Raw genomic sequence first — 12,185 nt, 5'->3', positions numbered from 1 at the left:
GCACAATTGCGTGGCTGACCGATGAACCGTACCGAGCAAACCGACCCGACCCTGCGCCGCCGCGCCGCCGACTGCGACGTGATGCTGCTGCTCGAAGGCACCTTTCCCTTCGTCAGCGGCGGCGTGTCGAGCTGGGTCAACCAGATCATCCGCGCCTTCCCGGAGATCCGCTTCGGCATCTGCTTCATCGGCAGCCGCCGCAGCGACTACGACGGCGCGCGCTACGCGCTGCCGGACAACGTGGTGCATTTCGAAGACCATTACCTGCACGAGGCCAAAGCGGCGAAGCCGGCGCGCAGGAAGCAGCGCGGCGACGCCGCCGCCTTCACACAGATGGCCGAGCTGCACCAGGCGCTGCGCACGCCGCACCGCAGCCGGCCCGACAACGAAAGCCTGTCCGCCGGCATGGCGGCGCTGCTGCCGCTGCTGGCCGACCGCCAGCCGCTGGACGAGGCCGCCTTCCTGCACAGCGAGACCTCCTGGCAGTACATCACCGACCAGTACCGCAGCTTCTGCACCGACCCGTCCTTCGTCGATTACTTCTGGACCGTGCGCATCATGCATGCGCCGATCTGGGTGCTGTCGCGGATCGCCGAGACCATGATCCCGGCGCGCTGCTATCACACGGTGTCGACCGGCTACGCCGGCCTGCTGGGCGCGATGATGAAGCTGCGCAGCGGCCGTCCGCTGCTGCTGTCGGAGCACGGCATCTATACCAAGGAACGCAAGATCGACCTGTTCCAGAGCGAGTGGATCGCCGACAACCGCGGCGTGTTCGAGAAGGATGCGTCGCAGCTGTCCTATTTCCGCGACCTGTGGATACGCTTCTTCGAGGCGCTGGGCATGCTCTGCTACGACAGCGCCGACCAGATCACCGCGCTCTACGAATCCAACCGCCAGCGGCAGCTGCGCGACGGCGCTCCGGCGGCGCGCACCCGCAACATCCCCAACGGCGTCAACCTGGCGCGGCTGGCGCCATTGCGCGCGCTGCGGCCGCAGAATCCGCCGCCGGTGCTGTGCCTGATCGGCCGCGTGGTGCCGATCAAGGACGTGAAGACCTTCATCCGCGCGATGCGCTCGGTGGTCAGCCTGATGCCCGAAGCCGAGGGCTGGATCGCCGGTCCGGCCGACGAGGACCCGGACTATGCGCGCGAATGCATGAACCTGGTCGACAGCCTGGGCCTGCGCGACAAGGTGCGCTTCCTCGGCTTCCAGCAGATCGGCGCGCTGCTGCCGCAGGTGGGGCTGGTGGTGCTGTCGTCCATCAGCGAGGCGCTGCCGCTGGTGCTTCTGGAAGGCTTTGCCGCCGGCGTGCCGGCGGTGTCCACCGATGTCGGCTCCTGCCGCCAGCTGATCCACGGCATGGAAGGCGAGGACAGCGCGCTGGGCGCGGCCGGGGCCGTGGTCGGCATCGCCGAGCCGCAGGCGCTGGCCGAGGCCGCGGTGGCGCTGCTGGCCGACCATGAACGCTGGCACGCGGCCCAGCAGGCCGGCATCCGCCGCGTCGAACGCTATTACACCGAGGACCTGATGTTCAATCAATACAGGCAGCTGTACGACGAGGCGCTGCAGGCGCCCGACGCGGCCCGTGGGCAGGATGCCGCGCCGCGCTGCATGAGGCCGCGCTGACATGGCCGGCATCGGTTTCGAGCTGCGCAAGATCCTGAAGCGCGACAACCTGCTGTCGCTGATGCAGGCCTATTCGTATGCGGCCGTCATCAGTTCCGGCCCGTGGATACTGTCCATCGTCGGCATCCTGATCATCGGCATACTGAGCTATTCGATGGTGGTGCCCGACCTGCTGGTCACGCAGTTCCAGGTGTCGGTGACCTACGTGATCGCGGTGTCGCTGATCTTCACCGGCCCGTTCCAGCTGTCCTTCACCCGCTTCGCCGCGGACCGGCTGTTCGAGAAGAACGATGCCACGGTGCTGCCGAATTTCCATGCGGTGGCGCTGGCCGTCACGGCGGTCGGCGGCGTGCTGGGGGTGCTGTCCGCGCTGTTCCTGTTCCCGCAGCAGAGCGTGATGTACCGGCTGCTGCTGCTGGCCGCCTTCGTCCTGATGAGCAATGTGTGGATCGCCACCATCTTCCTGTCCGGCATGAAGCAGTACCGCGCCATCGTGCTGCTGTACCTGGTCGGTTACGCCGCCACGGTGGCGGCCGCGCTGGCGCTGCGCTTCCTGAATCTCGAAGGCCTGATGGCCGGCTTCGTGATGGGCCAGGCGTTGATCCTGACCGGCATGATGGCCCTCATCCTGCGCAACTTCCCGGCGCAGCGCTTCATCTCCTTCGAGTTCTTCGACCGCAGGATGTTCTATCCGTCGCTGTGCGCGATCGGCCTGTTCTACAACCTCGGCGTCTGGGTCGACAAGTTCATTTTCTGGTTCACCGCCGACACCAGCCAGGCCATCATCGGGCCGCTGCGTGCATCGGTCATCTACGACCTGCCGGTGTTCCTGGCCTACCTGTCCATCATTCCCGGCATGGCGATCTTTCTGGTGCGCATGGAGACCGACTTCGTCGAGTACTACGACGCGTTCTACAACGCGGTGCGCTCGGGTGGCTCGCTGGAAATCATCGAGGAGCACAGGAACAGCATGGTCGAGACCATACGCCTGGGCATCTTCGAGATCGTCAAGATACAGGCGCTCGCGTCGCTCGCGGTGTTCGTGCTGGGCGAGCGCATCCTGGCCTGGATGGGCATTTCCACGCTCTACCTGCCGCTGCTCTATATCGACGTCATCGCCGCCAGCCTGCAGGTGGTGCTGCTGGGCGTGCTCAACGTCTTCTTCTACCTCGACAAGCGCCGCATCGTGCTGGCGCTGACAGGCTCGTTCGTGCTGCTCAACGTGGCGCTGACCCAGCTCTCGATCCTGATGGGGCCGGCCTTCTACGGCTACGGCTTCGCGCTGGCGCTGCTGGCGGTGGTGCTGGCGGGATTCGTGATGCTGGGGCGGACCATGGAGCGGCTGGAATACCAGACTTTCATGATGCAGTGAATCCATCCTGACGCCCGCCGGATTCCGGGCACGGCACACCGGGCCGTAAGCCCCGGCCTATGCCGCCTCGCGCCGCGCCTGCAGCAGCGCGAGCACCGCCATTTCCTCGACCTTCAGCGCATGCGGATCGTCGGCCGCCTTCACCGATTTCATCAGCGCGTCCCAGGTCTCGTGCATCGCGCCCTGCAGGTAGCAGTCCAGCACCGCCGGATGCACATAGCACTTGCGGCAGACGGCCGGCGTGTTGCCCAGCCGCTGCGCGACATTGGTGATGGCCAGCACGATGTTCTTCTTCGCCTCGGCTTCCGACGCGCAGGCCCGCAGCGCCTGCAGTTCCAGCGCGGCGAGCAGGGTGCCGGACCAGGTGCGGAAATCCTTCGCGGTGTAGTCCTCGCCGGTCAGCGTGCGCAGGTAGTCGTTGACGTCCGCCGAGTCGATGCTGCGGCGCTCGCCGTCGTCATCGACGTACTGGAACAGCTCCTGTCCAGGCAGCTCGCGGATGCGCTTGACGATGCGCGCCAGCTTCGGGTCGCGCAGCCGTATCGTGTGCATCACGCCGCTCTTGCCGCGGAAGTGGAATTCGATCTCGCGCCCGCTGACCTCGACATGGCGGTTGCGCAGCGTGGTCAGGCCGAAGGACTTGTTGGTGCGCGCGTACTCTTCGTTGCCGATGCGGATCATGGTTTCCTGCAGCAGCGCCACCACGGTCGCCAGCACTTTTTCGCGCGGCAGGCCGGGCAGGGCCAGCGCCGCATTGACCTGCGCCCGGATGCGCGGCAGCGCGCTGCCGAAGCTCAGCATGCGCTCGTACTTGGATTCGTCGCGCACGCTGCGCCATTGTGCGTGGTAGCGGTACTGCTTGCGCTTCCTGGCGTCGCGGCCGGTTGCCTGGATATGGCCGTTGGCGAGCGGGCAGATCCAGACATCGGTCCAGGCCGGCGGAATCACCAGCGCGCGGATGCGCTTGAGTTCGTCCTCGTCCCGCACCGGCTTGCCGTCCGGCCCGATGTAGCGGAAGCCGGCGGCGGTTTTCCTGCGGCTGATGCCGGGCTTGCCGTCGTCGACGTAGCGCAGGCCGATCTTCCTGGCGACGGCAGGCGCGTCATCCGAGGCGGTGGGAAGGCGAAGAGTGGCGGCGGGCTTGGCGGGCATGATGGATGGCGGCTGGAAAAGGATAGCTTCCTGTTTAGCACAGACGATTTCCATTCATTGCGGCCAACATGGGCTGGCATGGATTCTGAGCAATCCCGCGGTGCAGCAAGACTGTAAAAGTCCCACGATTAATTCAAAGGCAAACACCGGGGAACACAGGCGCGGGCTGCTCGGAGCCCGTTGCTGATACCTGTTTTCAACCCATTACCACCGGCCCGCCCTTTTCCACCGCCCTGCGGTAGGCCGGCAGCGCCACCATCCGGTCGCGGTAGGCTTTCAGGTGCGGATACGATGCCGCATTCGCCGCGCGCGACATTGCCGCTTCCACCGCGAAGCTCATCTGGAAGTCGGCCAGGCTCAGCTGGTCGCCGGAAAACCATGCATGGCTGGCGAGGTGCTTGTCCATGAATTCGAGCGCGGTGGCGAGATTGGGGTCGAGCAGTTTGGCCTGGACCTGGCCGCTGATGCCGCGCGCGACCGGGCGTACGAAGAAGGGCATGGGCTGCGTCGGGATCGCCTTGAACACCAGCTTCATCACCAGCCAGGGCATCAGCGAGCCCTCGGCGTAATGCATCCAGAAGCGGCATTGCCTGTGCTCCGGCGTGCCGGGCCGCGGCATCAGCGCGACGCCGGCCTGCTCGCCATAGGTTTCGGCCAGGTATTCGAGGATGGCGCCCGATTCGGCGACCGTGATGCCGCCGTCGGTGATCACCGGCGACTTGCCCAGCGGATGGATGGCCTTGAGTTCCGGCGGCGCCAGCCGGGTCTTGGGGTCGCGCTTGTAGCGGACGATCTCGTAGGGCAGGCCGAGCTCTTCGAGCAGCCAGAGCACGCGCTGCGAGCGGGAAGTTTCGAGGTGGTGTACGGTTATCATGTCGGCAAGTATACGTGCAATGCGCGGCGCCTGCGCCCGCGCCGTTGCCTGACCATTCCCTTGACCATGGAGACCAGACATGTCCGATACGCTAGCGCAACGATTGCATATCGATTACCCGATCCTGCTCGCGCCGATGGCCGGCGAGGCGGCGAAGGCGCCGCTGGTGGCGGCGGTCAGCAATGCCGGCGGCCTGGGCGTGCTGGGCGCGGGCTACATGTCGCCCGAGAAGCTGCTCGCCACCATTGCCGAGATCCGCGCGCTCACCAGCCGGCCCTTCGGCGTCAACCTGTTCGTGATGGCGCCGGGCGAGCGCGACCGCACCGGCGTCGAGGCAATGACCGCGGCGCTGGCGCGTTATCACGCCGAACTGGGGATCGCCGCGCCGACGCTGCCGGCCAGCCTGGAAGAGAATTACCACGATCAGATGGAAGCGGTGCTGTCGGCCGGGGTGCCGGTGTTCAGCTTCACGTTCGGCGTGCCGTCGGCGCCGCACCTGGACGCGCTGAAGGCCGCCGGCACCTGGGTGATGGGCACCGCGACCACGGTCGATGAAGCGGTCGAGCTGGAGCGGCGCGGGGTCGACGCGATCGTCGCGCAGGGCGCCGAGGCCGGCGGCCATCGCGGCACCTTCCTCAGCGACGCATTCGAGAACGCGATGATCGGCACGATGGCGCTGGTGCCGCAGGTGGCCGACGCGGTGCGCCTGCCGGTGGTCGCGGCCGGCGGCATCGCCGACCGCCGCGGCGTGCGCGCGGCGCGGGCGCTGGGCGCATCCGCGGTGGCGGTCGGCACCGCTTTCCTGAGCACCATCGAGTCGTCGGTGTCGGACGCCTACAAGCTGGCGCTGACCGGGCCGGGCAGCCGCGTGACCGGCCTGACCCGGGTATTTTCGGGGCGGCAGGCGCGCGGCGTGCGCAACCGCTACATGGACGAGATGCAGGCGTTCGAAGCCAGCGCGCCGGCCTACCCGGTGACCAATGCGCTGACCCGCGACATGCGGCAGGCGGCCAGCCGCCAGGGCCGCGCCGAGTTTCTGTCGCTGTGGGCCGGGCAGGCGGCGCCTCTGGCGCGCAACTGGAGCGTGGCGCAGCTGATGGAGGAGTTGCGGGAAGGGCTGGGGCAGGCCGACCTGGGCTGATGCCGGACGCCTGATGCCTGATGCCTGATGCCGTGGCCTGCAACGCGGCCGCCCGCAATCGGCTAGACTTGTCTGCGTTCCCGAACCCGGAGGACCGCCATGGAAAACAGCCATCCCCTGCAGCAAGTGACCGCCCTGCGTCCCGGCCCGGAAATCGCAACGACGCAGGGACTGCCTTATTTCACCGGCATCTCCGCCGACACCGCCGGCGCGCGCGGGCTGGCGATGCACCTGGTGGTGATCCCACCGGGCGGCGCTGCGCGGCCGCATGTGCACCAGGGCTACGAGACCGGCATCTACGTCTTGCAGGGACAGGTCGAAACCCGCTACGGCCCGCAGCTCGAGCAGGTGGTGGTGAGCGCGGCGGGCGACTTCCTGTTCATACCGCCCGGCGTGCCGCATGAGGCGCGCAACCTGAGCCAGACCGAGGCGGCGCGCGCCGTCGTCGCGCGCAACGATCCCAATGAACGCGAGAAAGTCCTGCCCTACGAACCGGGGCATACACAGAAAGGAATACCGACATGAGAAACCTTGCCGCCGCGCTGCTGCTGGTAGCCCCGCTTGCGCTGGCCCACCATGGCTGGAGCGAATACGACGACAGCAAGCCGCTTGAACTCAAGGGCGTCATACGCTCGGCCGGCTATGACAATCCGCATGGCACGCTGCGCCTCGAAGCCGGCGGCAAGACCTGGACCGTGGTGCTGGCGCCGCCCGGCCGCATGGCCAGCCGCGGGCTGGAGCAGGCGTCGCTGGCCGCCGGCGCCGACGCCATCGTCAACGGCTATCCGAGCCGCAGCAAGCCCGACGAGCTGCGCGCCGAGCGCATCACCATTGGCGGCAAGACCACGGAACTGCGTTGAACCCGCTGGCCGCGCCGCTGGCGCTGGACGGCGGCGCGCTGGGCCACCTGATGCGCAGCGCGCGCTGGCTGTATCCGATCGTCGAGATCGTCCACATCTTCGGCTTCGTGCTGCTGGTGGGTTCGGTGCTGATGTTCGACCTGCGCCTGCTGGGCCTGAACCGGCAGCTCCCGCTGACGCTGATGTCGCGCCACCTGCTGCGCTGGTCCATGGCCAGCCTGCTGCTGGTGGTGCCGGCCGGCCTGCTGATGTTTTCCGCGCATCCGCAGGATTTCATCGGCAACCGGGTGTTCCTGCTGAAGATGACGCTGATCATGACCGCCGGGCTGAACGCGGCCATCTTTCATACGGGGGTATGGCGGGGCGTGGCGAAATGGGACAGCGGGCAGGCCGCGCCGGCGTCGGCGCGGGCGCATGCGGCGCTGTCGATGCTGCTGTGGCTCAGCGTGATCGCCTGCGGAAGGCTGCTGGCCTACACCTGAGGCGTGCAGATCATGCGTCGGGCCATGGCGTCAGGATTTCCGCGCCGTCGTCGGTGACCGCGATCATGTGTTCCCACTGCGCCGACAGCGAGCCGTCCGCCGTGACCACGGTCCAGCCGTCGTTCATCTGGCGCACCGCCGCGCCGCCGGCATTGATCATCGGCTCGACCGTGAAGGTCATGCCCTTCTTCAGCAGCAGTCCGGTGTCGGGGCGGCCGTAATGCAGCACCTGCGGTTCCTCGTGGTAGACGCGGCCTATGCCGTGGCCGCAATACTCGCGCACCACGGTGTAGCCGGCCGCCTCTGCCAGCGCCTGGATCGCATGGCCGACGTCGCCGAGGCGGGCGCCCGGGCGCACCGCGCCAATGCCGGCCATCATGGCGGCATGGGTGGTGTCGACCAGCCGCTTCTGCGCGTCGCCCGGCTGGCCGACGTGGTACATGCGGCTGGTGTCGCCGTGCCAGCCATCCTTGATGACTGTCACGTCGATATTGACGATGTCGCCGTCCTTCAGCACTTCCCGGTCGTTCGGTATGCCGTGGCAGACCACGCCGTTGACCGAGGTGCACAGGGTTTTCGGGAAGCCGTGGTAGCCGACGTTGGCCGGCGTGGCTTTCTGCACGCGGCGGATGTAGTCGTGGCAGCGACGGTCCAGTTCCTCGGTCGTCACGCCCGGCACCACGTATTCGCGGATCATGGCCAGCACCTCGGCGGCGAGTTGGCCGGCGACGCGCATCTGCGCGATCTGCTTGTCATTTTTCAGCTTGATGGTCATGGCTGCCTGCGCGATAAATTGAGCCCGAGACTATATCAGCCCCGCGCATCGGCTGCAGCGTGGCCATTCATGCAATCTTTTTGGATTGCGGCTGTCTTACTGTCGGCGCCGCCCCAGGGCGGACTTTATTCCAGCAGACAATGACAGGAGAAAACATGATCAAGAATGCATCGGCAGTATGGCGTGGCGGCATCAAGGATGGCGGCGGCACGATCTCCACCGAGACGGGCGTGCTGAAGGAAGCCCCGTACGGCTTCAAGTCGCGTTTCGAAAACGGCCCGGGCACCAATCCCGAGGAACTGATCGGCGCGGCGCATGCCGGCTGTTTCTCGATGGCGCTCTCGCTGATGCTGGGCGAGGCCGGCCTGACGCCGGAACAGATCGACACCAAGGCGGCGGTCACGCTGGACAAGGTCGGCGACGGTTTCGAGATCACCGCCAGCCACCTGACCGTGGTGGCGCGCATTCCAGGCGCGGACCAGGCGAAATTCATGGAAATCGCCAACAAGGCCAAGGCCGGCTGCCCGGTTTCCAAGCTGCTGAAAGCCAACATCACGATGGATGCGAAGCTCGAAAGCTAGGTTCCCGTCAGCAACTTCCGGCCCGCACCGCCCGGCATCGGCGATGCGCGGCCGTGCGGAAACCCTGCCCGCCAGACCGGCGCGCAGGGTTTTTTCATGCGCGGCGACATGACGGAAGGGTGAATGGCGGAAACGCCAAGCTACGCCATGCATCACCGCGCGGCGGCGTGCCGCTCAGACCTGCGGCACCTGCATGCCTTTCTTCACCGCCGGGCGCTCGCCCACTTCCTGCAGCCACCGTTCCGTCGCCGGCTTGTCCGCCAGCGCTTCCGCCAGCGGCTCCTTCAGGAAGGTCGTGGCGGCCAGCATCCACGGATAGGCGGCGATGTCCGCGATCGAATAGGCATTGCCGGCCAGATAGGGCGACTGCGCCAGCTGCCGTTCCACGACGCCCAGCAGCCGCTCGCCTTCCTCGGTGAAACGCGCGATCGCGGCCGGCGTCTTTTCCTCGGCCCGCTTGGCGAAATAACCGAGCTGGCCCAGCATCGGGCCGAGACTGCCGATCTGCCAGTGCAGCCACTCCATCGCGCGGAAGCGCTCGGGGCCGGACGGCGCCAGGAAGCGGCCGCTTTTCTCGGCAAGGTAAGTCAGGATTGCGCCGCTTTCGAAGATCGACAGCGGGCCGCCGTCCACATCATGGTCGACGATGGCCGGGATCTTGTTATTGGGTGAAATCTTCAGGAAGTCGGGCGCGAACTGCTCGTTCTTGCCGAGGTTGACCGGCCGCACCTCGTACGGCCAGCCCAGTTCTTCCAGCATGATGGGCACCTTGCGGCCGTTGGGCGTGGTCCATGTGTAAAGCGTAATCATCTGCTCTCCTTGACGTGCGTGGGTAGGCGGCCCGAGGCCGGACTCCTGTTCCGACGCCGCAGGCGCCGCAATGTTCCGCACGGTATCGCCCGGTGATTGGCGGCGGGGCCGACATGCCGGGGTTATGATGCGCATGAACCGGAACGAACCAGACCGCCATGCCGAAAACCCAGGAGCCAGACCGACCAGCCTTGCCCGTGGCCCGCGGCACAGCCGATGCCGCCCCGGCCGACGCATCGCACCTGCATCGCACCGTCCTGCGCCGGATGCGCTTCGTGATGGCCGCCATCTGCTCGGTCGCGCTGTGCGCGCTGATGGCGGCGCTGTACCTGCTGGGACTGATGCCGGGCGCGGTCGCGGCCAGCGGCGCGGCGCTGATCCTCGGCAGCGTGCTGGCGTTCGCGCTGGTGTTCCGCTGGCGCCTGAACCTCAGGGCGACGGACCCGAGCCTGACGGTGCCGATGACGATGGTGGCGGTGCTGTGCGTGCTGTACGTGATGGCCGGGTCCGACATTGCGCGCGACACCTTCGTCAGTTTTTTCGGGCTGGTGCTGCTGTTCGGCGTGTTCCGCTACACCACGCGCACGCTGCTGCAGCATGCCGGCCTGATGCTGCTCGGCTACGGCGTGGTGATCTTTCTTCACTGGCATGGCAGGCCGGCCGGCGACGGGCTGCTGGTCGACGCGGCGCGCTGGCTGACGCTGGCGACCGTGCTGCCGCTCTTCACCATCGTCGGCGGCCAGATCATGGCGGGGCGGCGCGCCGCGATGCAAAGGCTGCGCGACAGCGAGGAGCGCTTCCGGCGGCTGACCGCGCTGTCCTCCGACTGGTACTGGGAACAGGACAGCATGCTGCGCTTCACCACGCTGTCGCCCGGCCTCGAGGCCAAGGCCGGCATCGGGCCGGCGCGGCTGATCGGCAGGACATTGCCCCAGGTTGCCCAGGCGCCGCCGCGCACCAGCTGGGAAGCCTATGCCGAGGCCAGCGCCGCGCACCTGCCATTCGTCAATCTCGAATGCCAGTCGAATGACGACAGCGGCACGCTGCGCTGGCTCAGCCTCTCCGGCGAGCCGCTGTTCGATCCGGACGGGATGTTCCTCGGCTATTACGGCACCGGGCGCGACATCACGGAGCACAAGCAGGCCGAGGAGCGCATTCATTTCCAGGCCCACCATGACGCGCTGACCGGCCTGCCCAACCGCCTGCTGCTGCTCGACCGGCTCGAACATGCGATCGCGCAGGCCGACCGCGACGGCCATGCGCTGTGGGTGGTGTTCGTCGACCTCGACCGCTTCAAGCGCATCAACGACAGCCTGGGCCACAAATCAGGCGACCTGCTGCTGCAAGGGGTGGCGCAGCGCATGCAAAGCCATCTCAGGCCGTCCGACACCATCGCCCGGCTGGGCGGCGACGAGTTCGTGCTGGTGCTGTCGGACTGGCCGGCGGGCAGCCTGTCGCTGGGACTGATGCAGCAGATGCTGGACGCGGTGCGCGCGCCGTTCGCCGCCGGCGGCAACGCGATCACGATCAGCTGCAGCGCCGGCATCGCCGTCTACCCGGGCGACGCCGGCACCGCCGAGCTGCTGGTCGAGCGTGCCGACGTCGCGATGTACCGGGCCAAGGAAGCCGGCCGCAACAACGCGCACTTCTACAAGGCCGAGATGAATGCGCTGGCAATGCGCCGGCTGCGCCTGGAAAGCGAACTCAGGAGCGCGCTGGAGGCCAGGGAGTTCGTGCTGCATTACCAGCCGCAGATGGACCTGGCGACCGGCCGCATCGTCGGCGTCGAGGCGCTGCTGCGCTGGCAGCAGGCGCGGCCCGGCCTGACGCAGCCGGTCGACTTCATCGGCATCGCCGAGGAGACCGGCCTGATCGTGCCGCTGGGCGACTGGGTGCTGGAGACCGCCTGCGCGCAGGCGGTGGCCTGGCAGCGCAGCGGCTCCTCCCGGCTGCGGATGGCGGTCAACCTGTCGGCCCGGCAGTTTGCGCAAAAAGGGCTGGTCGCCACCATATCCGCCGCGCTGCAGCGCTCCGGCCTGGAGCCGTCGCTGCTGGAGATCGAGATCACCGAGAGCCTGATGATGGCCGACGTCGAACAGGCGGTGACGACGCTGGCCGCGCTCAAGGGGCTGGGCGTGCATGTGTCGGTCGACGATTTCGGGACAGGCTATTCCAGCCTGGCCTACCTGAAGCGCTTCCCGGTCGACGTGCTGAAAATCGACCGTTCATTCATCCGCGACATTGTCAGCGACGCCAGCGACGCGGCTATCGTCGCCGCCATCATCTCGCTGGCGCACAGCCTCGGGCTGACGGTGGTGGCCGAAGGCGTCGAACGGCCGGAGCAGCTGATCTACCTTGCCAGCTGCGGCTGCGACACGGTGCAGGGTTACATGGTGAGCCCGCCGATGCAGGCCGATGCGCTGGATCAGCTGCTGCGGACGGTTCCCGCGGCGCTGCCGGCGCGCATCGGCGCCGGCCAGCGGCGGGCTTGAGGGAAGGAAGGAAGCGG

12 protein-coding genes are annotated in these 12,185 nt (G+C 67.3%); 8 read left to right on the top strand and 4 right to left on the bottom strand.

Annotated elements, in window-relative coordinates; genetic code table 11:
- The first annotated feature begins 21 nt into the window (after positions 1–21).
- Positions 22–1,629 carry a GT4 family glycosyltransferase PelF gene (pelF, locus tag QOL82_RS15125; RefSeq protein WP_283443122.1) on the top strand — a complete coding sequence of 536 codons (1,608 nt, stop codon included), beginning with the start codon at positions 22–24 and terminating at the stop codon, positions 1,627–1,629.
- Position 1,630: 1 nt separating this feature from the next.
- On the top strand, positions 1,631–3,001 hold the full coding sequence (pelG, locus tag QOL82_RS15120) for an exopolysaccharide Pel transporter PelG (RefSeq protein ID WP_283443121.1): 1,371 nt from the start codon (positions 1,631–1,633) through the stop codon (positions 2,999–3,001).
- Between the two features lie 57 nt (positions 3,002–3,058).
- On the opposite strand, the gene QOL82_RS15115 is transcribed toward pelG, so the two are convergent.
- A complete protein-coding gene (locus QOL82_RS15115; RefSeq protein ID WP_283443120.1) occupies positions 3,059–4,153 on the bottom strand; it encodes a DNA topoisomerase IB in 1,095 nt (364 codons plus the stop codon).
- A 196-nt stretch (positions 4,154–4,349) separates the two neighbouring features.
- A complete protein-coding gene (locus QOL82_RS15110) occupies positions 4,350–5,027 on the bottom strand; it encodes a glutathione S-transferase family protein (protein WP_283443119.1) in 678 nt (225 codons plus the stop codon).
- A gap of 79 nt (positions 5,028–5,106) precedes the next feature.
- On the opposite strand from QOL82_RS15110, the gene QOL82_RS15105 reads away from it, so the two are divergent.
- The 4 genes from QOL82_RS15105 to QOL82_RS15090 all read left to right on the top strand — a co-directional run bounded on the left by QOL82_RS15105 (position 5,107) and on the right by QOL82_RS15090 (position 7,510).
- The gene (locus QOL82_RS15105; protein ID WP_283443118.1) at positions 5,107–6,168 is read left to right on the top strand and encodes an NAD(P)H-dependent flavin oxidoreductase; all 1,062 of its coding nucleotides are present in this window, start codon (positions 5,107–5,109) and stop codon (positions 6,166–6,168) included.
- A gap of 99 nt (positions 6,169–6,267) precedes the next feature.
- Positions 6,268–6,693 (top strand): cupin domain-containing protein, encoded by a 426-nt coding sequence (locus QOL82_RS15100; RefSeq protein ID WP_283443117.1) that lies wholly within the window; start codon positions 6,268–6,270, stop codon positions 6,691–6,693.
- Positions 6,690–7,028, top strand: coding sequence for a DUF6152 family protein (locus tag QOL82_RS15095; RefSeq protein ID WP_283443116.1), 339 nt, complete (start codon positions 6,690–6,692; stop codon positions 7,026–7,028). Before QOL82_RS15100 ends, QOL82_RS15095 begins: the two co-directional genes overlap by 4 nt.
- On the top strand, positions 7,025–7,510 hold the full coding sequence (locus QOL82_RS15090) for a DUF6644 family protein (protein WP_283443115.1): 486 nt from the start codon (positions 7,025–7,027) through the stop codon (positions 7,508–7,510). Before QOL82_RS15095 ends, QOL82_RS15090 begins: the two co-directional genes overlap by 4 nt.
- Before the next feature lie 10 nt (positions 7,511–7,520).
- Here the strand turns inward: QOL82_RS15090 and map are convergent, their stop codons facing one another.
- The gene (map, locus tag QOL82_RS15085; RefSeq protein WP_283443114.1) at positions 7,521–8,285 is read right to left on the bottom strand and encodes a type I methionyl aminopeptidase; all 765 of its coding nucleotides are present in this window, start codon (positions 8,283–8,285) and stop codon (positions 7,521–7,523) included.
- Between the two features lie 155 nt (positions 8,286–8,440).
- On the opposite strand from map, the gene QOL82_RS15080 reads away from it, so the two are divergent.
- A complete protein-coding gene (locus QOL82_RS15080) occupies positions 8,441–8,866 on the top strand; it encodes an OsmC family protein (protein ID WP_283443113.1) in 426 nt (141 codons plus the stop codon).
- A gap of 174 nt (positions 8,867–9,040) precedes the next feature.
- On the opposite strand, the gene QOL82_RS15075 is transcribed toward QOL82_RS15080, so the two are convergent.
- Entirely contained in the window at positions 9,041–9,676 is a 636-nt protein-coding gene (locus QOL82_RS15075; RefSeq protein ID WP_283443112.1) for a glutathione S-transferase family protein, read from the bottom strand.
- Positions 9,677–9,834: 158 nt separating this feature from the next.
- On the opposite strand from QOL82_RS15075, the gene QOL82_RS15070 reads away from it, so the two are divergent.
- Positions 9,835–12,168 (top strand): putative bifunctional diguanylate cyclase/phosphodiesterase, encoded by a 2,334-nt coding sequence (locus tag QOL82_RS15070; protein ID WP_283443111.1) that lies wholly within the window; start codon positions 9,835–9,837, stop codon positions 12,166–12,168.
- The last annotated feature ends 17 nt before the right edge of the window (positions 12,169–12,185 follow it).

The sequence above is a fragment of the Noviherbaspirillum suwonense genome (assembly GCF_900182955.1).
GTDB classification, from domain to species: Bacteria; Pseudomonadota; Gammaproteobacteria; order Burkholderiales; family Burkholderiaceae_D; genus Noviherbaspirillum_A; species Noviherbaspirillum_A suwonense.
This window is presented reverse-complemented; position numbering and strand designations above follow the sequence as displayed.

Coding starts and splice junctions, on each gene's coding strand:
- QOL82_RS15110 (WP_283443119.1), bottom strand. CDS start 5,027: ATGATAACCGTACACCACCTCGAAACTTCCCGCTCGCAGCGCGTGCTC.
- QOL82_RS15105 (WP_283443118.1), top strand. CDS start 5,107: ATGTCCGATACGCTAGCGCAACGATTGCATATCGATTACCCGATCCTG.
- pelG (WP_283443121.1), top strand. CDS start 1,631: ATGGCCGGCATCGGTTTCGAGCTGCGCAAGATCCTGAAGCGCGACAAC.
- QOL82_RS15070 (WP_283443111.1), top strand. CDS start 9,835: ATGCCGAAAACCCAGGAGCCAGACCGACCAGCCTTGCCCGTGGCCCGC.
- QOL82_RS15080 (WP_283443113.1), top strand. CDS start 8,441: ATGATCAAGAATGCATCGGCAGTATGGCGTGGCGGCATCAAGGATGGC.
- map (WP_283443114.1), bottom strand. CDS start 8,285: ATGACCATCAAGCTGAAAAATGACAAGCAGATCGCGCAGATGCGCGTC.
- pelF (WP_283443122.1), top strand. CDS start 22: ATGAACCGTACCGAGCAAACCGACCCGACCCTGCGCCGCCGCGCCGCC.
- QOL82_RS15095 (WP_283443116.1), top strand. CDS start 6,690: ATGAGAAACCTTGCCGCCGCGCTGCTGCTGGTAGCCCCGCTTGCGCTG.
- QOL82_RS15075 (WP_283443112.1), bottom strand. CDS start 9,676: ATGATTACGCTTTACACATGGACCACGCCCAACGGCCGCAAGGTGCCC.
- QOL82_RS15115 (WP_283443120.1), bottom strand. CDS start 4,153: ATGCCCGCCAAGCCCGCCGCCACTCTTCGCCTTCCCACCGCCTCGGAT.
- QOL82_RS15100 (WP_283443117.1), top strand. CDS start 6,268: ATGGAAAACAGCCATCCCCTGCAGCAAGTGACCGCCCTGCGTCCCGGC.